The organism is Micromonospora sp. CNZ322 (genome assembly GCF_007827755.1).
Genome location: NZ_VITD01000020.1, coordinates 83027 through 104072 on the forward strand (window position 1 = coordinate 83027; position 21046 = coordinate 104072).

A 21046-nucleotide genomic window follows, 5' to 3' on the forward strand; every position below is an offset into this window, starting at 1 on the left:
ATGATTCCGGACCGTGAGAGCCGCCTTGGTCATGCTCGCCCGAATCGCCCTTCGTGGTGTGCTGCCTTACCCTGACCTGCCCCGGCGCGTGCGGGTCCGACACCGCGCCCGCGTTCTCGCCACCCGCGAGCCGTGGCCGCGTGACGAAGCGGCAGTCACCGGCGAAGGATACGCCCAGTTGGCGTTGCTGAGGCTCCTAGCATTGCAGCGCGCGACGCGCCGCGCCGTGCAGACACATCAGCGGGAATCGGCGCCGTTGCTGGCGCGCACCGCGATGGAAACCTGCATCATCGGGTTGTGGTGCCTGCATGACCCCGATGCGGCCCGCAAGCTCCGCGAATCCGAGATCCAGGTCGTACCGTCGCTGCTGACCTTCATGTCGAGCGCCGGGATCCTCCCAGACTCGGTGATCCGAGAGGCGGTACGTGCTCTCGGCCAGCCCCGCAAACTCCCCGACGTGCGGTCGATGACCGAGCAGATCGACTCCCAGACCGGCGCTACGCTCGCGATTCACCTGTATGACACGGCGTATCGGCCGGCGTCGCAGTACTTCACCCACGCGAGCGGCGCGGCACTGCTGCGGCATGTCACGGCCGAATACCGCTACTCGGCCAAGCCCGCGAACTCGTGGGCTCGCCGGGCGCCAGTTCGGCTGACCGACGCCTGTGTCGGCCTACTGGCCGGGGCTCTCGCAAACCAGGTCGCGGAGCCGGCGGAGTTGTTCGTCCGCTACAGCGAGGGCCACGCCACGCGGGTCCTTCCGCCGTTGCTGGTTACCGTCAGCAAGGGCATAGCACCAAGGCTGCGCCTTGCTGACCTCGTCACTACCTTGAAGCAGGTCGAGGAGACGCGCGCATACCTGTCTCATTGCAGACCCGATGATGCGCCGGATGACCGAGAGAAGCATTTGCGAGCGATGTACAAAGTCTTGATCGCCCGGCTCGACATCGACGATGTCCCAGAGGAAGCGATCCGGCCTGTCGTCGACCATCTCGTCGCGAAAGTCCTCGCCGAGTGGGACGCCGAGCACACGGGCCAGCTACCCCGGCAGATCCAGATCCACGAGCCAGACGAGGGATAGTCGGGGTTGGCCTGACCCGCTCCCTCGGCAGCTTCCCCGGACAGCCCGCCACTGCGATTCCGGGCGCGGTGGCGTCCGAGGTCGAGCGAGGCGAGGCGTGCAGCGAGGTGTTGTCGGGGATGGGCAGAATGCCAAGGATGGATCTACGGCGAGCGCTCGACATCGTTTCCCAGACCTGGACGTACGTCGGCGTCAGCGATGCCGAACTCTGCACTGACGTGCAGGCGTACGCCGATCATGACCTTGCTGTGCGGGACGTGCCCGCACTCGATGGCGAGGCGACGGTGCGGCCGTTGGACGTGCTGCTTCGGCTGGCAGTAGCAACGAAGCCGCAGTACCAGACGGACCTGTACGAGGCACACCGTCACTGGTCACTGCTGCGGTACCTGGGGCTGACGATGCAACGCCTGGCCTATACCAACGGTTGCGAGCTGATGTGGCGACGCTGACCGGTGATAGCTATCTCCCATCGGGACGGAGGAAGTCGCCGCAAGCGTTCGGTGAGGCTAAGCAGTTCTTCGACACCCCAACTTTCGGCGAAGATGGCCGGATCCGAGCCGAGGTCGGCACCACGGGGACTGAGCCTGGCCGGGTGGTGTCCGTCGATCCCGCCCAGCCAGATACGGCTCCGAGGGATGAGAGCGCGGGCGACCTTCACGGGGCAACGATCCCCGCCTGTACGGCTCGAACGGCGGTTTCGCCGGTGCTGCGGCGCCAAGGCCGGTTCGACGACACCAACGGTCACTACTACGGACGAAACTGACGAAACCATTTTGATGGACATGCTGATCGGTTGCCGCCTGGCGGCAGTCACGCGGCTGGCCTGGCACTGGCCCGGTGACCCGGTCGATGTCACCATCGGGCCGGTCCACCTCGTCGTGGACGACGGTCGTGGCCTGCTGTTCGAAGGGCGCAGTGACTGGTCCCTGACGATCGTGCCGACGGCTCCGAGTGACGAGAGCTGGCGGTCGGCCTACGACTACGACTTCGACGGTGGCCGCTGGGTCGGGCGGGACGCCTCCGGCGAGGAGCCGTTCGCCTCGGTGATCGCGGGAGTGCTGAGCGGTTGGAACCCGGAACACGACGAGGTCGGCCAGCTGGTCGGCGGCACCCTGCACGTCGGCGACCGGGCAGTGCGGCTGGGACTGTGGGAGGGCGAGGTGATCTCGTACGCTGCCGGGCGTGGGTAACTTCCTCAAGACGACGCTGGCCCGGGTGCCGGACGGATTCGACCTGCCGAAGCCGCTGCGCCTGCTCTTCGCCTGGGTCGACGAGCAGGGTTTCGTGGTGAAAGGGCACGACGGGGATCTGTACGGCTCGTTGAGCGACAACGGCTGGGTGGGCACCTCGATCGAGTTGCGTGGCTACACCGCCGAGCAGACCCTGTCGTACGCACGGTCCTGGTTCGACGAGTCGGTCCCGAATGCGGCCGCACGGTTGTGGCCGTTCGCGCAGACCGGTGGCGAGGGTTCGATGGCCGCGCTGTGGCGCGACGGTCGGGGACAGGTCAGGATTGTTCATCTCGGTTCGGGCAGCGGTTCGATGATGACGTGTGTGCTCGCCGACGATGCGGTCGACTTTCTGCGGCTGCTGGCGATCGGTTACCGGGAGATCTGCTGGAACGAGGAGTTCAGCGCGCCGCCCGAGCCGTGGGACGCCGACCACGAGATCGTCAATGCGCCCTACCGGGACTGGCTGCACCGCACCTTCGGTGTCACCGCCCCGGCGACCGGGCTGGAGATCGTGGCGGAGCCCGCCGAGATGGGCGACGAGGACACCACGGACCCGTTCTGTCGCTGGGTCGACAATAAGGAAGTCTGAGCCCGTCACCGGGTTAGGACGCTGTGGCGATCTCCGGCTACGAGAATCTTGCCGGAGCCAACTTCATGCAGAGGCAGATACGCCAGATGTGCAGAGGTTCCGCCGGCCAGGCGCTGGGCACGGCGCGACGGCGGCGGATCGGCCACCCATGTCCGCCAACAACCAGTAATTGGTGGACGTGAGATGGCAGCACCCGGATCGCGGCAGATCCGGATGCTGGGGTCGTGCCCATACTTGCCCTGTGACCAAGCAGAGCGATGCCCTCCCCGTGCTCGTCATCGACGGAGTCGCATTCGTCGACTTCGCCGGCTTCATACGCGAGTTCTCGCAGCTACTTTGTCACGGAACCTGGAACGGAAATCTCGATGCCTTCAACGACATCCTGCGCGGGGGCTTCGGCACCCCCGAGACTGGCTGGGTACTCAAGTGGGTCAACTCTGACTCCTCCCGCATCGCGCTCGGTCATGACGCGACGGCCAGATGGCTGGAGCGGACCCTCCTCACCTGCCACCCATCGCACCGCGCGAGCATCAAGGCCAGGCTCAACGAGGCGCAGCGTCGCCAAGGGCAGACGTTGTTCGACATGATCGTAGAGATCATCCACGAACACGGCCCAGGCGGCAGTGAATCCGAGGACGGCATCATCCTCGAGTTGCTCTAACCGTTCGGGTCCCTCCTGACCGTCGCTGCCCGACCCCAGCGGCATCCGCCCACCCGTACCGCGCGTCCGCTGGCCACGACTCCCAACAACGCGCGAGCCGCGGCATGAGCGGATGTTTAGGAGCCGCGCGGTGGACTGCTCGTGGTGAACCGGACGGCCTATTCTGGTGCTGGTGAACGTCCGGCAGCGCAAGAAGCTCACCGCCCGTCTGATGGTGTCGCTGCTGCGTGACAATCTTCCGGCGGTGCGTGCGCTGTTGCGCGCGGGGGCAGACCCGAACGCGGCGGATCGTGACGGCGCCACGCCTCTCTACCTGGCCGCGCTGCAGAACAAGCGCGCGGCGGTGCGGATCCTCCTCGACGCCGGTGCGGACCCGAATATCGAGAGCGGGCGCGGCGAGGAGGGCACACCCTTGACGGGAGCCGCAGCGTGGGGGCATGCCGAGGTCGTCGGTGAACTCCTTGCCCGGGGCGCAGATCCGAACCTCCGCGAAGACCACGGCAACGGGCTGTCGCCCTTCGAATGGGCCGTCCGAAACAACCACGCCGCGACGCAAGCACTACTCGAAGCCGCAGGCGTCAGATGACTGCGGCAGACGCGGCGAGCAGTATTCAGCGTGATCGGCGCTGAGACAGCGCGCGCCCGCTTGGCGGCATGAGAGTGTTCCTGATCTTGAATCAGAAACCTCGGAAGACACCATCCGCGCCCGCTGAAGTCGCAAACTCAATGTAGTCCATGTTCGCAAGCGACAGGTTGTTCTGGATCGCCTGCACCTGCTGCGGCAGCGCCCGGAACGGTCGCGCGTCGACCCCGGCGTTGAGGTTGATGACCAGCACGGGGTGGTCTGGCGTGGACACAGCGACAGCGTCGATCACGAACAGCACCGGGTGCCGGTACTCGTGCGGGTAGCTCGGTGGGTAGCCGGCCACGATCGTCTCTTCGTCCAGGCCGTTCAACGCGCGGTCCTCAACGAAATCTACGTCCGCGCCGAAGCCCTCCTCGGTCGGCTCCGCGATCCACTCCCTGATCCGGTTCCAGTCGGCGTCATCGGTGAAGTCCGCCCGCACCACCGGAACGCTCCACGTCCCCGGCAACTCTGCCACCGGCGCAGCGTAACCGCCGAGACAGGCCCTGGCCTAGGCCGTGTTTCATAGGCGCGGCTGAGCGTTGGCGGGCCGCGACGGTTGGTGTGTCGGTGGCCGAGATCTGGCGAGGTCTCCGGTAGATGGTTCATAGACGAAGAAGACCATCAGTCCGGAGACCTCGTGGCCAGGGTAGCGGTGACGAGGCGGTTCGACCTGACCGACGCGCAGTGGGCGGCGCTGGCGCCGCTGCTGCCCCTGGGTAAAAAGCCGGGTCGACCGCCGAAGTGGAGTAAACGACGACTCATCGACGGTATTCGGTGGCGGGTGCGGGTGGGCTCGCCCTGGCGCGACGTGCCGGAATGCTACGGGCCCTGGCAGACCGTTTACGGGCTGTTCCGGCGCTGGCAGCGCGCCGGTATCTGGCAGCGCATCGTTACCGGGTTGCAGACCCGCGCCGACGCTGCCGGATTGATCGCCTGGGACGTAAGCGTGGACTCCACTATCGCCCGGGCGCATCAACACGCTGCCGGCGCCCGTCGCGAACCCGAGGCGCAGAAGGAGCCACCTGGCGGTAGCGGTGAGCCGGAGCCCACCGATCACGCCTTGGGTCGCTCTCGCGGCGGCTGGACCACCAAGCTGCACCTGGGCTGTGAACAGGGCCTTAAGCCTCTTGCGATGCTGCTTACCGCCGGGCAGCGCGGTGACAGCCCGCAGTTCACCACGATCCTGGCCTGGATGCGGGTACCTCGGCCCAGCGGCGGCCGACCCCGGGTCCGACCCGACCGAGTCCTCGCCGACAAGGCATATAGCTCGAAGGCCAACCGCGAGCACCTGCGCCGACGTGGCATCACGGCATGCATCCCGATCAAGGCCGACCAAGCGACCAACCGTCGTAAGAAGGGCTCGAAGGGCGGCCGACCACCAGCGTTCGACGCCGAGATCTACAAGCAGCGCCACGCCGTCGAGTGCGGCATCAACCGGCTCAAACGCCACCGCGGCCTCGCCACCCGATACGACAAGCTCGCCGTGCGCTACCAGGCCACCCTTCACGTCGTCGCAATCAACGAATGGCTATGACCGCAGCCGTGAAGAGGGTTTAGCTGCCTGCGGCCGGCAATCGTATCCTGTAGATGTTGCGTAGCTCCCCGTTCACTTCGGCCGTTTTCCACCACCGGAATCCCAGCTTTCGGCTGACGTTCTGCGATGGGTGGTTATCCGGGTGAATGATCGCGAGGAGGTCGCCGCTGTACTCGCCGGCAGCTCTGACCAAGAGCGCTGCGGTTGCCTCAGTGGCGTAGCCCTTGCCGCGAGCCGCTGGAACGAGTCGGTAGCCCCACTCCAGCCATCGGTGGCCCTCCAGATCGATCCAGTCAACTCCTGTGTAGCCGACGACAACGCCGGACGACAGATCAACGATCGCCTGCTTGGCGAACGAGACTTCCGCGCATCGCAAGATCATCCGATCGAACCGCTCGTTGGCCTCGCTGAGGGACAGGACACCGTTGGAGAAAGTCATGAAGCCCTCGTCGCAGAAAAGCTCTACGAAACGTGGCCGGTCCGCCTCAACGACGTGACGAACCAGGAGCCGAGGCATCGCCACGGCACGAAGATCTGATTGCTGCTCCGGCACGCTGACCAGTATGCCGTTGACGGCGAGGCGCGACGCCCACGCATCGACGGGCGGTCCGGCCCGCTGATGGCCACGGCCCGATTGTGCAAGGCACTGGCCGAGGACGGGTGCTTTCACGCTACCGCTACATCTGAAACAGACCCTAGTGGCGTACACGCAGCGCGCCTGCTGCCCTCAGTCGCGGCCGGCGTTCGCCGGCAGCGCGCTCGTGGCGGCATGGGCGTACGTCTCTATCTGGCGCTGCCCTCGGACGCCTCGGGGCCGGCCGAGTTCGGCAGCACCAACGCTTGAGCGGCGATGACTCGTTCACCGTTGAAGGTCAGCGCCGGGGAGCCGTACAGCCGATCGCCCTGGTCGAGAAGGCCGCTGATGCGGGCGCAGAAGTCGGCATCATCGGGGCGTTCGTGCGTAAACACGGGTCCCGAACGCCCGGCCCGGGACCCGTCAAGGTGGGCTGATCTTCAGCTGGGCGGGATGGCGCTGATAGGCGTATCCCACGTGGGGCATCAGTCCGTGGCGATCCACCGACACGAACCCCCTTGCCCGGGTAGGCGAGTCGCGACGGACAGGCCTGCATTCGTCGTGCGAGTGCCCCGTGCATCGGTCGTTGCGGGAGAGCGTCGAGAGTGCACCGTCGCGTGCGGTTCCGGTGACGGTCGCGCTGACCGAGGAAGGGCTGCTGGCACCCATGCGGGCCGCCGCCGTGACCGCTGCCCGAGACGCGGGAGACGTTACATCCGACGAGTTGGCGGAGCGAGTCCTCGATGCGGTCGTGAGGGCATTGCTTGCCTCCACCGACGTCAAGCAGCAAATTCGTGAGCTTCCACCGTTAGACAGCCTGCCTCCCAGCGCCACCATGGCAGACGTCCGTACCGAACAGCGGATAGCGATTTTCACGCCACCGGAACCCTGCTCCAGCTACGGCTCACCGATCACCAAGGAAGCTTGGCTGAATGTGGGGTACGCCGAGCCATCGAGACGAACGGGCAGAGACAAGAGCGACCAGACATGAGCTGCCCCGCTACCACGAAACCGGATCCGCCGTGCTTGTTTGTGCGGTAGTCCTGACCGCGTGCAGCTCTTCGGCTGCGGAGCACCCTGCCGTACCCGTCATGTCCTCGGTGGACAATTCGGCATCAGCTTCGCCTCAACCTTCGGCCATCACTCGGGCCTCTCAGCCTTCGGCTATCACGCCCACCACTGCCTGGGACCGGCTCTGGGCCGAAGAAAAACTCCACGACGAGTTGAGCGTCAAGGAAGTCGGTCTATCCGACGCCCATCTTCCTAACCAAGGTGAGGACCTCTACGACAGGCCGCTGCAGCGCCGCGTACGCCGCGATATGGGCGCCTCCTTGCTCCGGGTCCGCGCCGAGGCCCTCCAGCTCGCCGACCAGCTGGGCTGGCAGTTGCAGGCGGTGCCACCCGCTTGGTGCTCGATCGTGCTGCCGTCACGTACCCCGCAGCACTTGGCCGCACACGTTGCGGAAGCCAACGCGAGGGGGCAGGAGCTCGCCCGCAGGCTGGGTGTCAAATGAGAGCCGCCGGTCGACCGGCGGAAACAGCGGTTGTTGACCTTCACACGTGACGAGGTCGGCCGCCGCGTCTGCCCGCGCGGCGCGATGACCTGGTCGGTCAACTGGGACGTGACGAACGGCAACCGCTTCGCCAACACGGTCGGCCCGCACCTGGACGCGCTGCCCTGAGACCGGCACCACCGGCACGGATCCCGCAACGGGATCCGTGCCGGGTGGGCCGATCAGATGAACGTGAGCGAGCTGAAGAACGCCGGGTAGCAGTCGACATAGATGTCGTAGACGCCGGGCGGCACGTGCACGGGGCCCAGGGTGGCCCCGTTAGAGCACCGGGCGCTGACCGCGGTCGTCGGCTGGCCGGTGAGGGTGCAGCCCTGGAACACGATCAGCCACGGGTCGATGTACTGCCCGGCGTACGGGCAGGAGCCCGACATCACCGAGAAACCGCCGCCCTTCGCCGGTGAGGCGGCGGCCGCCGTCGACGTCGTGACGCTCAACGTGCCGGCGGAGCTCGCCGATGCCCGCTCGGCTCCGATGGCGGCGACAGCCGCGTCGCCGCTCGGCGCGGGTGCCGCGACCGCCGCGGACGGTGCGGCCATGAACGCGGCGAGCATCGCCGTCGCGGCCAACAGCAGACTGGATGCGCGGAGAATGCCGGATCGTGCTCCGGCGGAGGGTCGACTACGCCATGTCATAACCAGAACCACCTCTCGAGTGCTGTGCGATCTGCGGATGCCGGGGCGTGTACCTGGTCGCACCCGACCCGGCCGGGCCGTCGTCTGACGTCCATGGCGAAGCGTTCCAGGGTGCCGGTGGCCGGGTCTTCGTGATATTGCGAGAACCGGGTCGCCGGCGTACCACGGTTCTTGCGAATGTCCGCAAGGCTGTCCGGTCCGCGTCAACCGGGCGGAGTGGCCGGAACGCATCGATTACCGTTGACGGCATGGGCGGTCTGTTCAGCCTCTGGCGGCAGCGAGTGGCCGACAACGCCCGCCGGGCAGTGGACGCCTACCAGGAGGAGCTGCTGGAATACCGCAACCTCGCGGCCATGCCGCGGGTGCGGTCGGAGATGCTCGATTTCGCGGTCTTCCTCCGTCAGCGCACGGTCGACCTCGCGGCGGACAGCGCGCCGTTCCACGTGCAGGATCTGGACCTGATGGCCGCGATGGGCCGCCAGCGCGGCGAGAAGGGACTCACCCTGACCGCGCAGCGGCAGGTGCTGCTCGTGCACACCCGGCTGACGCTGCGCGAGGTGTACGAGGCGGCCGGCCCGAACGACATCGCCGCGACGATGCACACGCTCGCCTGGCTGGCTCCCGCGGGACTGGCCGCGCAGGGCGCGTACACCCGGGGCTGGATCGAGGGGCAGCGGCGCACGCTGGCGACCGTCGCCCAGGTGCGGCTGCTGACGGTGATGCTGCTGGCCGGCGACGACAGCGCGACCGACCTGGCGCGCGGCCTGCACATGCCGGTCCCCGACCACGTCGTCGCGACGGTGGTCCGGGTGGCCGGCGGGTCGTCCGGGCCGGACCAGGCGGCGCGGGACGAGTTCGCCAGCGCGCTGCTGAAGACGCACTGGATGCCGCTGAGCTGGCCGGAGCCGCACGAGGTGGTCGCGCTGATCCCCAGTTCGCCGGGCGGCCGGCAGCCGGCGGTCGAGCGCGGGCTCGCGCTGGCCCGCGACGTGGCCTCGATGACCGGCCGGCCGTGCGCGGCCGGCACCGCGCCTGGGCGGGTGCGCGCGTTCGGCGACGCCGTGGCGCTGGCCCGGCAGGTCAGCGAGGTCGCACCGGTGCGGGCCGTGCCGCGCCACGCGTACACGGTCACCGACGTCTTCGCCGAGCTGGGCGCCGCCCGGCTGGCGGAGGTCGGGCAGTGGCTCCAGGTGGTGGCGGCGCAACTCGACGCCGGCCCCAACCTGGTCGCCACACTGGACGCCTACTACCAGCACGACATGAACCGGCTCGACACCGCGGCCGCGCTGTGCATCCACCCGCGCACGCTCGACTACCGGCTGACCCGGGTGCGCGACCTGACCGGGCTGGAGGCGGGCTCGACCCGCGGCGTACGCGTGCTGAGCACCGCCGTCGCCCGGATCCTCGCCGGCTAGATCAGCAGCCGGGTGAGCTCCATGTTCTTCATACTGATGTAGCTCAGCTTGTTACCGAAACGCATCGAAACCTGTCGCGAGCTGATCATGCACAGGCGGTGTACGCGCACTTCAAGCGGCTGAACGACGGGGTGTGACCGAGCGGATCCTGACCGAGTTGCGCGAGCAGGTGCGCTTGGCGCATGGCCCGCAGCCGGAGCCGACGGCGGGGATCATCGACTCGCAGAGCGTCAAGGGTGCGGACACCGTGCCCCGCGCCACCCGCGGCTACGACGCCGGCAAGAAGATCAACGGCCGCAAGCGGTTCATCGTCACCGACACCCTCGGCCTGCTGGTCACCGTCTGGGTCCTGGCCGCCTCCTGGCAGGACCGCGACGGCGCCAAAGGAGCCCTGCTCGCTACCTACGCGGCCACCCCGATCCGGCACATCATCGCCGACACCGGCTTCGCCGGCCGCCTGGTGGACTGGACCCGGGACCTGCTGCGCACCACCCTGAAGATCGTCCGCAAACCCGCTAACCAGCGAGGCTTCGTCGTGCACCCCCGCCGCTGGGTCGTGGAGCGGACCCTGGTCTGGCTCACCGCCCACCGCCGCCTGGCCCGCGACTACGAAACCCATCCCGGCACGTCAGAGGCAATGATCCGCTGGCCGTCATCGGCGGCATGCTGCACCGCCTCACCCGAGGCGCATCCGCCACCTGCCAACAACGCCGCACCTTCAACCCGCCCGACTAACACAGATGTGAAACGCGCCTTCTAAGGGATTCGGCAGTAGCAACCGATCGAGCCGAGGGGCATCGCACTCATCGGATCGACCGTGCTCCAGTTCTGCCTGAGGGCGAGCGAGAGGCGGTAGGAAGCAACAGTCGTCGTCGGGGCCGGCCATCAGTTGGCATGATGGGCCGGTGACCGAGCCGGTATTTCGTTACCACCCTGATCCCTTGGCAACGGGCTCGGCGGTGCGAATCGAGCACGAATGCAGCGTCTGCGGTCAGCTTCGGCAAACCCGCTACAAGGGACCGATCTACGGCAGGCAGACCGAGAGCCTATGCTTGCACTGTATCTACTCCGGTGCGGCTTCCAGGGCACTCGGCAGTGTTGCTGCCACCACGGATGGCAGTGACAATCTGGAGATGCCTGCCGAGTTCAGCGACGCAGTCGACGTGCCTGACAGTGTGCCGCAGCATGTGATTGAGGAGATCACTCGCCGCACCCCCGGCTTCACCGGTTGGCAGCAGCAGTCGTGGCTCTATCACTGCGACGATGGCGCGGCCTTCTTCGGCCCGGCCGGCTATCCCGATCTCGAACCTCATCCGGACGCACTGAACATGCTCCGCGCAGGACACCGGCAACTCGGCTGTTCACCCGAGGAAACCGAGGAGTTCCTGCACCGGCTCGACCGCCATGGTGAGCCCACCGCGTATCTGTTCCAATGCCTGCGATGCGGGACCTACCTCGCGTCCTGGGATATCGGTTAATCGCACCTCAACGCCGGAACGCGGACGCACCTTCTTCGACATGAGCACCACCGCGTTGGGATCGAGGAGCCGCACCCCGCTTCCGGTCTGGGTTCGACCCGAGATCAGAGGACCGTCACGGCTGTGCTGGGGGCCGAGCGTGTCAGGGCCGGGTCCACATGGGCGGGCCATCAACAAAACTGTTGACGATGCGTCAGCGTGAGCCGTGCTTACCACCCCCGGCAAGGCGGTCACGGAGTCGAAGCCCGACTCTCCCGAAAGGTGAACAGGACTTACGTGATCGAGGCGGGGTAGCCATCCTCGCGACTACCCGCTACTGGTACCCGTATCGGTGCATGATCGCGTCGATGTCTTGCCTTTCTTGACACGCTGTGCGCTGCTGGTTGACGGCGCTGGTGATTGCGTCGATCTCTGCGGTGGAAGTCGCCGGATGGTGGAGGAGGGTTAGCCATGCGCATCTGCGTCGGGTGTCGAGCGGACCAGCGCACCGTTGTTCGTATCGGCAGTTGGGGCGTGCCGCACGGTGCTCCCGGGCACCAGGTCAACTACCGCTGGAGGAGCCTATTCGCCTGCCCGCAGTGTGGGGCTGGTCTTCTCGTGTACTTCGATCACGATTGCTTCCATCAGCCGTGGGAGGAGCCGTGGGACATGGACTGGTCGTGGCCGGTCGCCGCCGACGGGGTTCAACGGTTGACGGCTGCTCTTGCCCGGTGTTCGGATCCGCTGCAGTCGTCGTGCGAATGCCCTGTGCACCGGTCGTTGCGGGACAGCATCGAGAACGCGCTGCCACGTGAGGTTCCGGTGACGGTCGCGCTGACGGCGGAAGGGCTGCCACAGATTCGGTCAGCACCCATGCCGTGAGGCGGGCGCGACACGGTGACAGGACCAGAGGAAGCGATCAGACCTTGGCGGGATTCAGTGTGGGGACCCCCGGTTTACCCCCCGAAAACCCCGCCCAGTCGTTGACGAAGGGTGACAAGGGGCGATGAACGTCCGTCGCTGTCTCCGCAGCTCAGCGCTCACTTTCGGCAGACAATGACAAGCTTCGGCCGATCACTGTCGGTAACAAGGGGTTTTGACAAGCAATGACAAGCCCTGACGAGGCTCGACAAGAGGTTGTCTTGGGTTCAAGTCACTCGTTTCCCTGAGCGCTTGATGCCGGGTCGGCGCCGCGGAAGGCGCGTCGCGATGAGCTTGGCCGCAGCGCACTGCAGCGAGCGAACCCCGCAGCCCAGCTTAGATGGGCCGCCGGGAGGCGGTTCAGGTGCTGTACTGCCGACGTAGCGAGCAATCTCGGTGGGTCGTCTTCGAAGGTGGTTGAGGCTGGCCACCGCCGTATCTTTGGCCCACACAACCACGAGACTCAGCGGTGGCTGCTCCATGCCCACGGACAAAACCACACCGCCACAGCAGGTCAGAACGGATGTCCTGCTGGGAGTACTAGCTTTCCTGCCCGCCGTCAAACGGGCGGAGACCCGCCAGCGGAAGATCGGCGAGTTCGTCGCGATGCTCGCCCGGCAGGAGACGATACACCCGCAGAAGGCCAGGCCCGCCACGTCGCCGTGATCGACCGCCAGCCGGGCCGGGCAGGGTGCCTCGGCCACCGCGCGGCGAACCGTCCGGGCCGGCGGTCACCGGCCGGCCCGGACGGTTCGCCGCCGGGCCTACTGCTCCAGCGTCGGGTAGTCGGTGTAGCCACGCGGGCCCGGCGTGTAGAAGGTGCTCTGGTCCGGCTCGTTCAGCGGCGCGCCGATCTCCCACCGGCGGGGCAGGTCCGGGTTGGCCAGGAAATTCCGGCCGTCCGCCGCGGTTGCCGGCGGATGACGGAGGTTTGCGCGGCGGACGGTGGTGTGCGGGGAGGTCATCCGGGCCGGGCTCCGCTCCTCGCCCGGGCGTACGCCATCAGCGCCATCGAGAACCGGCGATCCCGCTGGATCGCCGGATTCGTGCCGGCCAACTCCCGGTAGATGCCGACCGACTCCTCGGCCGGAGCCAGGGCCTCCGTGCGCCGTCCCAGCTCGGTCAGCCGGAGACTGAGGTTGCACAGCGCCTGCGCGGTGGCGGGCAGGTAGACGGCCGGGTCGGCTTCGGCCAGGTGCCGGTACAGGTCCGCGGCTTGCCGGCAGGCGGCGAGAGCGTCTTCGTGCCGGTCCACCATCGACAGGTAGACACCCACGTTGTTCAGTGACTGCGCCAGTTCGGGTAGGTACGCGGTGGGAGGTGCGCCGGCCAGCTTTCGGGTGACGGCCACGGCTTCCTCGGCGAACCCGATGGCCTCCTCGCCGCGCCCCACCAGGGCCAGGAAGCCGGCGAGGTTGTTCAGCGACTGGGCTAGGTCGGGCAGGTGGCTGGCGGGCTCGGCCCGGGCCAGTTGCCGGGCGATGGACACGGCTTCCTCGGCGCAGGCCAGGGCCCGCTCCGGCTGGCCCAGCCTGTCCCACACCAGGCCGAGGTTGTGCAGCGCCTTGCCGAGGTCTCCCCGGTGCGCGGTGGGGCTGGCCGCGGCGAGCCGTCGGTGCGCGTCCACGGCTTCCTGAAGGTGGACGAGGGCCTGCGCCTGCCGGCCCAGCTCCGTCTGCGCCAGACCGAGGTTGCCCACCTGCCTCGCGAAGTGCCCCAGGTAGGCGCCGGCCCCGGCCTCGACCAGCCGTCGGCCGATGGCCGCGGCTTCCCCGCAGAGTGCGAGGGCCTCCGTCCACCGACCCAGCGCGGCGTGGACCTGACCGAGGGCGTTCAGCGACCTGGCGAGTTCGGGCAGGTACGCGGTCGGTTTGGTGTCGGCCAGTTGTCGGAACACCTCCGCGGCTTCCTGGCTGGGGGCGAGGGCCGCCGTCGGCCGGCCCAGTTCGACCAGGGTGTTGCCGAGCGCGGTCAACGACCTGGCGAGTTCAGGCAGGTACGCGGTCGGGTTGGCGTCGGCCAGTTGTCGGAACGTGTCCGCGGCTTCCTGGCTGTGGGCGAGGGCCTCCTCGGGCCGATGCAGGTGGACCAGGCTGTTCCCGAGGTTCTGCAACGATCGGGCGAGTTCGGGCCCGTGGGCGGCGCGGTCGGTCAGACGGCGGCCGATGGTCACGGCCTCCTCGGCGAGCGCGAGTGTCGCCGCGTGGCGGCCAAGCTCCGCCAGGAGCTTGATGGCGTTGTTCAACAGCCCGGGGAGGTCGGGTAGGTAGCCGGTCGGGTCGATGTCGGCCAACAGCCGGCCGATGGTCACCGCCTCCTGGGCGTGGTCCAGGGCCTCGTCCCACCGGCCCAGGCTGCCCTGCACCGTGCCGAGGTTGTGCAGGGTTCTCGACAGGTGCGACAGGTAGGTGGCGGGATCGGACCGGGCCAGCCGGCGATATGTGTCCCCGGCTTCCTGGCTGTGGGCGAGGGCCTCTTCCGGCCGGCCCAGTTCCGACAGCACCTGCCCGAGGTTGTGCAGCGATCTCGCCAGGGCGGGCAGGTGGGTGGCGGGGTCGGCGTCGGCCAGTCGCCGGCGGATCGCCACGGCTTCGGAGATGGGTGCCAGGGCGTCGGCGTAGCGGCCCGCGTTGGCCAGTCGCCAGGAGCGGGTGGCGTGCAGGCGGGCCTGTTCCGCCGGATCGTCGGACTTGGTGAGCCGGCGCGTGATGAGGACGTCAACGACCGCGGCGGCGCCGACGTCGAGGTCGACGTGTCGGTCGCCGGGCAGCAGCGCCTCGACCGCTTCCAGCGCGGTGACGTCGACGTCGGTCATGCCGGCCAGGGTGCTGAGGGTGGCGCTGCCGGCGATGATCGCGAGCTGTGGCCGGTCGCGCAGGAGTGGGAACAGGTGGGCGGGCCCGAGGTGGGGCCAGCGGGCCGCGGCGGCGGTCAGGAAGGTGACCGCCCGCGCGGTGTACGTCGCGGCTGTCGCCGGCGGCCGGGGGCGGCCCGAGGCTGGTGACGGTTGCTCGTGCAGCAGGTCGTGCAGCCGGGTGGGGGCCCACGGGTCGGCCGGGTGATCGGAGCCGGGCAGGGTGTGAGCGATGAAGTCCTCGGCCAGCCGGTCCGGGTACAGCGGTTCGAGCACGGTGGCCCGATGGGGGTCGGCGGCCGGGTAGCAGTGGCTGTGGTCGCTGATGATCCGTTCGGCGGGCAGTTCCCGCTCGACGCGGCGCATGAGCCCGGCGGCCTCGGGGTGCGGGAGCGGGCCGGCGAGGGCGGCGGTGAAGACGGTACGGGCCATGACATCGTCGGGCGTGCCGTGGTTCAGCCCGCGGGCGCGGCCCTCGTACAGCCGGGTCCAGTGTTGACGTTCGCGGTCGAGCAGGTAGCGGGTCAGCAACGTGACCTGGGTGGGCGGCTGGGCGCCGGTCGCGCGGGTGTCGACGGCGACCAGCGCGGCGACGTGCACGGTGAGGGTGAGCCCGAACTCCGGATGACCCAGGTTGGGGAGTCGGGGGACGGCGTCCGGACCGGAGAGACCGTAGACGGCGGCGAAGCTGTCGTGGGCGGCGGTGAACATGGCCCGCCGAGCGTCCTCGTCGTCGGGCAGCGGGGCCAGGTACTGCTCGGACGTGCCGGCCTGGACGCGGGGATCGTCCAGGTTGGCGCGCAGTGCCGGCCACGTGGACGCGCTGCGTGCCACCATCAACACCCGTGCCGGTTTGTCGGCCCGGTGGAGCAGGGCGTTGCGCAGCAGCCAGAGCAGGCTGGACAGCGGGTACCGGTCGGCGTAGTCGACGATCAGCAGCACTCCCCGGTGGCGGTCCAGCCGCAGATCCTGGCTGCCCAGCAGGGCGCTGGGCGTGCCCACGTGGGGCACCGCCGTGACGACCTTCCAGCCCTCGTCGGCGGCCTGGGCGGCGAGGTGGCCGGCCAGCCGGGTCTTGCCCCGACCGCCCGGGGCGTGCAGCCAGCGCACCGCCAGTCGCGGCCCGGTCTCCCGCCAGGTGCGCAGCTCGTCCCGTTCGGACTCGCGGCCGGTGAACGGGACCACGCGGGCGTGAGCGTTGAGCATCCGGGAGGGCATCTCGCGCAGCCAGCTCCAGTCCGGCGGGTCGGGCCGGCGGTGCTCCTCCAACAGATACAGCGGCGTCCCGTCACCGAAGACGTGCAGGTCGCCGCCGATCACCCCGTACGCGGTGCCGGCGACGGCGGAAACCTGCTGCTGGACGAGGAGGGGGTCGACGGTCATCGGGGCTGACCCGGGTCGGGCACCGGGCCGCTCGGGTCAGCTTCCGGCGGGGTGGGGTGGTTGACTATGCTGCCGAACATCACTCCCTGAGCGGTCGCGCCGGAGGCGGTCGCGGTGATGTGCTGGATCCACTGCTGCTGCGCGGTGGGTAGCCGGGTCACCAACTCGTCACGCAGGTCACGCACGCCGTCGGCGGTGACCGGGTCTTCCTCGACCAGGTCTGACAGCCGCGTCTGCCAGGCCGGCAACAGCCGTGCGCGTACCTGGTCACGCTGGGCGGGCGGGGCTTGTTCCACCTCCGCGGCCAGGGCGTCCAGCCGCCGGACCGCGGCGGTCTCCCGTCGCGGGTCACCGCGGCCGAGGAGCCGGGCGAACCCGGAGCGTGCCCCCTGCCACACGTCCGTCGCGGCCGCCTGCACCAGGACCGCCGCCGCGGACGCGCCCAACCCCGCCAGCCAACCGAGATCCACGTTCTCCTCCTCATCCGAAGGAATCGAGGCATTTCCACGCTAGCAAGCCGGCGCGACGCGGGGTCCGGGCTCGGGCTCCGGGATGAGTCGGGAATCGGTCGGCGCGCCGTGCCGGCTGCCGAGGCCGGAAACCCCCAGCCGATCGGCTGGGGGTTTCCGGCGCGTGCGGGTGAAGTGACCCCCTGAGACCGGACACCTCCTGACTTGGCATCCTGCCGAGGAGGAGGAAACGCTATGGCTGGACAGAGCAAGTACCCCGAGGAGTTCCGGCGCCAGGCCGCGGCGTTGGTGCTCTACTCCGGTCGCACGATCCGTGACGTGGGCCGGGAGCTGGGTGTCAACCACGAGACGCTGCGCAACTGGGGCGACCGGATGCGGCAGGATCGCGACGGCGGCCGGCCCAACGACCTGGCCGTGGACGAGCGGGCCGAGCTGGTGCGGCTGCGGCGGCAGGTCGCCCAGCTGGAGCTGGAGAAAGAGATCCTGAAAGAGCCGCGGTCTTTCTTCGCACGCGAGACGGAGCGGTGAACCGGACCGACGTCTACCGGTTCATCGATGCGGAGAAGACCACCTACCCGGTCCGTCTGCTCTGCCGGCTCCTCGGCGTCGGCCATAGCGTCCCTACGACAGGCTGCGCGCCAGCCGGCAGCGCGCCGCTGGGCGGAAACGCCACGACCAGGCACGTGCCGAGGTCACCCAGCGGGCTTGGTCGGAGCACCGTGGTGTCTACGGCGCCCGGTGGCTCACCGCCGAGTTGCATGAACGTGGTCACCGGTGGAACCGCAAGGCGTTGGCCCGACTGATGCGGCTGGCCGGTATCGAGGGCGCCCACCGCCGGCGGCGCGGTAAGCCTCGCCGCAAGGCGTCGACCACGACCGCGCCGGACTTGGTCCAGCGGCAGTTCACCGCGACCGCACCGAACCGGTTGTGGGTCGCCGATCTCCCATCTGCGCACCGGGAAGGGTTCTTCTACCTCGCCGTCGTGGTCGACGCCTACTCCCCGCCGCGTCGTCGGCTGGGCAATGGCCGACCACCTACGCACCGAGTTGATCCTCGACGCCGTCGGCATGGCTATCCAGCACCGCCGACCGGCCCGGGACCAGCTCATCCATCGCCCCTCAAAACTGAACTGGTCTACACCCGCGCCTGGCCGTCCCGTGACGAACTGGAGCTGGAGGTGTTCTCCTACATCAAGGGCTTCTACACCCCTCGGCGTCGGCACCGCCGTCTGGGTAACGTCAGCCCCGACATCTACGAGAAGATCCACCGAGAGTCCCTGACAGATATCGAGGTGTCCGGCCGATAGGGGTCACTTCACAAGAGGTTGTTGTGGGTTCAAGTCTCCTCGGTCCCAGGCAGGGTGGCACGGCCCTCCGTCAGCATCCAGTCGATGAGATCCTCGATGTCGGCCTCGGTGACGTCCTGGAGTGGCTTGCTGCCAAGGCGGGTGCGGACCGACAGCAGCGCATCGCGGTAATTGGCGGCGGTGGCCTTCTTTACGTCCCTTGTGGCGGTTGTCAGCCACTCGTCGAGGAAGTCGTTGACAGCGGTCCAACGTGGCTATAGCCGGCACCGTAGGCATCCTGTGTGCCCTGGAGGTGATCGCGGAACGGGCGGCCTGAACCGGCATCCGCTGCCGGCCTTTGGCCCCGGCGGGGTCGCTGCTCCGTACCAGCGGCATGGTGAGTCTTTGTCTAAAGCGCGACACTTCCGCCCGCTCCACGAACCCGTCGGCGTACGCCGACGATGAAATAGTGGCCGGATGCGGCTGAGCAATGCCCGGCAGGCACTGGGCGGCGCGGTTCTGACGGTCACTACCGGCGTGGTCATCAACCTCGTGATCGACGATGGCCGTTGGCGCTGGAGCTACTTCATCGTCGCGGTGGTGCTGGCGTTGATGGCCGGCATCGTCACCATCCAGCGCGTACGGGCTAACGACGACGGGTCTGTTCCCGAGCAGGTGAGCGCCGATCTCAGGCGTCGTCTACGGGCACAGTGGCAGCGCGAAGCAGACAATCGAGGGCTCACCAGGCCGGAACCGCTGAGGATCCCGCTGGCGTACACGCGGCGGCCGATCGTTGCCGAGGTGTCTGAGATCCTTGATGGCAGCCACTCTGATCTGCCTCCGCCCGGTGATGTCGCCGATCTCGCCGGGCTGTTCCGGCAGTTGCCCTTCGGACGGCTGGTCATCCTCGGTGAGCGCGAGTCCGGCAAAACGTCGGCCCTGGTCCTGCTGATCGCTCAAATGTTGGAGCCGCAGGAGGAGGACGAGCCGGTGCCGGTGCTGTTCGCGCTCCCCCGGTGGAACCCGCACCAGCCGTTCGACGAGTGGCTTGCCGACGAGTTGTCGGGCCAGTTCCCCGAGGTGCTGGATCGGCAGGGCGCCGGACGGGCGTTGGCCGAACGGCTCATCGAGAACGGCAGGATCCTTCCGCTGCTGGACGGCCTCGACGAGATGGGCGCGGAGCTGCGGCCGGAGGCGTTGCGAGTACTCTCGGAGGAGTCGGGAAAGCGGCCCATGGTGGTGGCCTGCACCACCGCTGAGTACGAGCAGTCGATCGCCACCGTTGGCCTACCACTGCCCCGGGCAGCCGTGGTCGAGCTGCAACCGGTCAACCGACGGCTCGCCGCCCGATACCTGCCCGCCGGGCAGCTGAACGCGGCGAACCGCTGGGCCAGCGTCGTCGCGGACCTAAAGTCCGACGACGACGGCCCATTGGTCCAGGCCTTGTCCACGCCGCTGATGATTTATCTGGCCCGGACCGCCTACGCCACCGTCGACACCGACCCGGACGCACTGCGACAGTTCACCACCCGAGTGGAAGTGGAGCGCCACCTGCTCGACGCGTACCTACCCTCCCTCTACCGATCCGATGCCCGCCGCCGCACCTGGTTCGGGCGTAAGAGTAGGGGCGGTCATCCAGTCGTCCGGATTGAGGCGTGGCTGGGATTCCTTGCCCGGCATCTTCAACGAACCGAAGGATCGGACCTCGCCTGGTGGCAGCTCGAGACGGTGACCAACCTGGCCGTCCGATTCTTCGGTGGCGCCGCCATACTCGGTCTGGTCTGCGGACTGCTGCCGGTCATCGCCATCGGATATCTCCTCAGCGGGGTCGAGATCGCCGTGGTCCTGATCGTCGGCGGCCTGCTGGGCGCGGGCACCGGTACGCAGTTGACCGAACCGTCGCGTGGGTTCATGAGCGGCCCACCGACCTCCGACCTGCGCCAACTCCGGGCCTTCCTGAAGCAATGGGGGGTCGGCAGCTTCCTGGCCTGCGGGATAGGCTTCGCCTCGGCACTTTTTGCTGGTGCGGTGAGCATGGGCGGCTCGACCCCGTGGTCGCTCCCAGCCCAGTCTCGGCTGCTCTCGTTCAGCCTCGTGGGAGTTCTGGTCATCGGGTGGATCTTCGGCGCACGCGTGTTCCGTGAGCGTGCGCGGTTACGCGTGGACGGTCGCCGGAGCGCCAGGTCCGCCGTCCGAGTGCTCGCCGTCGACCGGTGGATCACCATCTGTGAGTCGATACTGGTGGCGTGCGTTACCGGTTCGGTCGTCGGATTCTTCGCGGCTGGGATTGCGGCTGTCACCCCCGGATTCCCGTCGGTCGGTCTGGCGTTCTGGCGAGGATGCATGGTCGGCGTCGGCTACGGTCTCGCGTACGCGCTGCTAACCCGACCCTGGGGTCGCTGGCTGATCTTCGTACGTGTCCCGTTGACGCTAACGCGCCGTCAGCCCGTCCGCTTGCTCGCCTTCCTGGCAGACGCCAACCGACGCGGCGTACTGCGTCAGGAAGGTGCCGTCTACCAGTTCCGGCACGTCCATCTGCGCGACTACCTGGCCACCGCCGAAAGCGAGCGCCCACAAGTCCGTCGGCCCGATCAGTTTCGGTAGGAGAACAAGAATTGGACGACGGCCATGAGCCAATCCGATTGCATGCCGTGGGCGGAGAGAAACGTCAGCCGTTCGGGAACCTATTTGTCGTCGTTGACCTTGAATGTTTGCGGACCGGACGGTCCGCAACGGCGACCTTGTCCTGTTTGTTC

23 protein-coding genes and 2 pseudogenes are annotated in these 21046 nt (G+C 68.2%); 17 read left to right on the forward strand and 8 right to left on the reverse strand.

Annotation, left to right across the window (positions count from 1 at the left end; genetic code table 11):
• Positions 1 to 13 precede the first annotated feature (13 nt).
• The 6 genes from FB453_RS35210 to FB453_RS31320 all read left to right on the forward strand — a co-directional run bounded on the left by FB453_RS35210 (position 14) and on the right by FB453_RS31320 (position 4149).
• Positions 14 to 1081 carry a hypothetical protein gene (locus FB453_RS35210; protein WP_486480543.1) on the forward strand — a complete coding sequence of 356 codons (1068 nt, stop codon included), beginning with the start codon at positions 14 to 16 and terminating at the stop codon, positions 1079 to 1081.
• A 137-nt stretch (positions 1082 to 1218) separates the two neighbouring features.
• Positions 1219 to 1530, forward strand: a complete 312-nt coding sequence (locus FB453_RS31300) for a hypothetical protein (RefSeq protein ID WP_145796044.1) — start codon at positions 1219 to 1221, stop codon at positions 1528 to 1530.
• A gap of 327 nt (positions 1531 to 1857) precedes the next feature.
• Positions 1858 to 2271 carry a hypothetical protein gene (locus tag FB453_RS31305; protein ID WP_145796046.1) on the forward strand — a complete coding sequence of 138 codons (414 nt, stop codon included), beginning with the start codon at positions 1858 to 1860 and terminating at the stop codon, positions 2269 to 2271.
• Positions 2264 to 2902: a hypothetical protein gene (locus tag FB453_RS31310; protein ID WP_145796049.1), complete on the forward strand. Its 639-nt coding sequence runs from the start codon at positions 2264 to 2266 to the stop codon at positions 2900 to 2902. Before FB453_RS31305 ends, FB453_RS31310 begins: the two co-directional genes overlap by 8 nt.
• Before the next feature lie 241 nt (positions 2903 to 3143).
• On the forward strand, positions 3144 to 3563 hold the full coding sequence (locus FB453_RS31315; protein ID WP_145796051.1) for a barstar family protein: 420 nt from the start codon (positions 3144 to 3146) through the stop codon (positions 3561 to 3563).
• Between the two features lie 172 nt (positions 3564 to 3735).
• Complete coding sequence (locus FB453_RS31320) at positions 3736 to 4149, forward strand: ankyrin repeat domain-containing protein (protein ID WP_145796054.1); 414 nt, start codon at positions 3736 to 3738, stop codon at positions 4147 to 4149.
• A gap of 91 nt (positions 4150 to 4240) precedes the next feature.
• Here FB453_RS31320 and FB453_RS31325 read toward each other — a convergent pair whose 3' ends face one another.
• Entirely contained in the window at positions 4241 to 4666 is a 426-nt protein-coding gene (locus FB453_RS31325) for a DUF6924 domain-containing protein (protein ID WP_145796055.1), read from the reverse strand.
• Positions 4667 to 4828: 162 nt separating this feature from the next.
• On the opposite strand from FB453_RS31325, the gene FB453_RS31330 reads away from it, so the two are divergent.
• The gene (locus tag FB453_RS31330; RefSeq protein WP_145796057.1) at positions 4829 to 5725 is read left to right on the forward strand and encodes an IS5 family transposase; all 897 of its coding nucleotides are present in this window, start codon (positions 4829 to 4831) and stop codon (positions 5723 to 5725) included.
• A gap of 19 nt (positions 5726 to 5744) precedes the next feature.
• Here the strand turns inward: FB453_RS31330 and FB453_RS31335 are convergent, their stop codons facing one another.
• Both FB453_RS31335 and FB453_RS31340 read right to left on the reverse strand, forming a co-directional pair.
• Entirely contained in the window at positions 5745 to 6395 is a 651-nt protein-coding gene (locus tag FB453_RS31335) for a GNAT family N-acetyltransferase (protein ID WP_145796059.1), read from the reverse strand.
• A gap of 113 nt (positions 6396 to 6508) precedes the next feature.
• Positions 6509 to 6694, reverse strand: coding sequence for a DUF1737 domain-containing protein (locus tag FB453_RS31340; RefSeq protein ID WP_145796061.1), 186 nt, complete (start codon positions 6692 to 6694; stop codon positions 6509 to 6511).
• Between the two features lie 233 nt (positions 6695 to 6927).
• Between FB453_RS31340 and FB453_RS31345 the strand changes: the two genes are divergently transcribed.
• From FB453_RS31345 to FB453_RS35215, 3 genes are all read left to right on the forward strand, one after another.
• Positions 6928 to 7290 carry a hypothetical protein gene (locus FB453_RS31345; protein ID WP_145796063.1) on the forward strand — a complete coding sequence of 121 codons (363 nt, stop codon included), beginning with the start codon at positions 6928 to 6930 and terminating at the stop codon, positions 7288 to 7290.
• 100 nt (positions 7291 to 7390) lie between these two features.
• Positions 7391 to 7813, forward strand: coding sequence for a hypothetical protein (locus tag FB453_RS31350; RefSeq protein WP_145796065.1), 423 nt, complete (start codon positions 7391 to 7393; stop codon positions 7811 to 7813).
• 33 nt (positions 7814 to 7846) lie between these two features.
• Positions 7847 to 7981, forward strand: a complete 135-nt coding sequence (locus FB453_RS35215; RefSeq protein WP_269215519.1) for a hypothetical protein — start codon at positions 7847 to 7849, stop codon at positions 7979 to 7981.
• 53 nt (positions 7982 to 8034) lie between these two features.
• On the opposite strand, the gene FB453_RS31355 is transcribed toward FB453_RS35215, so the two are convergent.
• A complete protein-coding gene (locus FB453_RS31355; protein ID WP_145796067.1) occupies positions 8035 to 8505 on the reverse strand; it encodes a hypothetical protein in 471 nt (156 codons plus the stop codon).
• A gap of 248 nt (positions 8506 to 8753) precedes the next feature.
• On the opposite strand from FB453_RS31355, the gene FB453_RS31360 reads away from it, so the two are divergent.
• The 4 genes and pseudogenes from FB453_RS31360 to FB453_RS31375 all read left to right on the forward strand — a co-directional run.
• Complete coding sequence (locus FB453_RS31360; protein ID WP_145796069.1) at positions 8754 to 9920, forward strand: PucR family transcriptional regulator; 1167 nt, start codon at positions 8754 to 8756, stop codon at positions 9918 to 9920.
• Positions 9921 to 10053: 133 nt separating this feature from the next.
• Positions 10054 to 10680: a transposase gene (locus tag FB453_RS31365; protein ID WP_145796071.1), complete on the forward strand. Its 627-nt coding sequence runs from the start codon at positions 10054 to 10056 to the stop codon at positions 10678 to 10680.
• A 145-nt stretch (positions 10681 to 10825) separates the two neighbouring features.
• The gene (locus FB453_RS31370; RefSeq protein ID WP_486480544.1) at positions 10826 to 11398 is read left to right on the forward strand and encodes a CbrC family protein; all 573 of its coding nucleotides are present in this window, start codon (positions 10826 to 10828) and stop codon (positions 11396 to 11398) included.
• Between the two features lie 1401 nt (positions 11399 to 12799).
• Positions 12800 to 12964 (forward strand): annotated as a pseudogene (locus FB453_RS31375) (YdeI/OmpD-associated family protein); the annotation flags it as partial.
• A gap of 98 nt (positions 12965 to 13062) precedes the next feature.
• Here FB453_RS31375 and FB453_RS31380 read toward each other — a convergent pair.
• From FB453_RS31380 to FB453_RS31390, 3 genes are read right to left on the reverse strand one after another with little or no spacing between them, the layout of a single operon-like run.
• Entirely contained in the window at positions 13063 to 13263 is a 201-nt protein-coding gene (locus tag FB453_RS31380; protein ID WP_145796078.1) for a beta/alpha barrel domain-containing protein, read from the reverse strand.
• Positions 13260 to 16535 (reverse strand): tetratricopeptide repeat protein, encoded by a 3276-nt coding sequence (locus FB453_RS31385; RefSeq protein ID WP_145796080.1) that lies wholly within the window; start codon positions 16533 to 16535, stop codon positions 13260 to 13262. Before FB453_RS31385 ends, FB453_RS31380 begins: the two co-directional genes overlap by 4 nt.
• A complete protein-coding gene (locus FB453_RS31390; protein WP_145796082.1) occupies positions 16532 to 17005 on the reverse strand; it encodes a hypothetical protein in 474 nt (157 codons plus the stop codon). The genes FB453_RS31385 and FB453_RS31390 overlap by 4 nt, the downstream gene beginning before the upstream one ends.
• Positions 17006 to 17239: 234 nt before the next feature.
• On the opposite strand from FB453_RS31390, the gene FB453_RS31395 reads away from it, so the two are divergent.
• Both FB453_RS31395 and FB453_RS31400 read left to right on the forward strand, forming a co-directional pair.
• On the forward strand, positions 17240 to 17533 hold the full coding sequence (locus FB453_RS31395) for a transposase (RefSeq protein ID WP_145796084.1): 294 nt from the start codon (positions 17240 to 17242) through the stop codon (positions 17531 to 17533).
• A gap of 103 nt (positions 17534 to 17636) precedes the next feature.
• Positions 17637 to 18311, forward strand: coding sequence for an IS3 family transposase (locus FB453_RS31400; RefSeq protein WP_486480553.1), 675 nt, complete (start codon positions 17637 to 17639; stop codon positions 18309 to 18311).
• 29 nt (positions 18312 to 18340) lie between these two features.
• Here FB453_RS31400 and FB453_RS31405 read toward each other — a convergent pair.
• Positions 18341 to 18535: pseudogene (locus FB453_RS31405) on the reverse strand (tyrosine-type recombinase/integrase); the annotation flags it as partial.
• Between the two features lie 232 nt (positions 18536 to 18767).
• Between FB453_RS31405 and FB453_RS31410 the strand changes: the two are divergent.
• Entirely contained in the window at positions 18768 to 20894 is a 2127-nt protein-coding gene (locus tag FB453_RS31410) for an NACHT domain-containing protein (protein ID WP_145796088.1), read from the forward strand.
• Positions 20895 to 21046 lie beyond the last annotated feature (152 nt).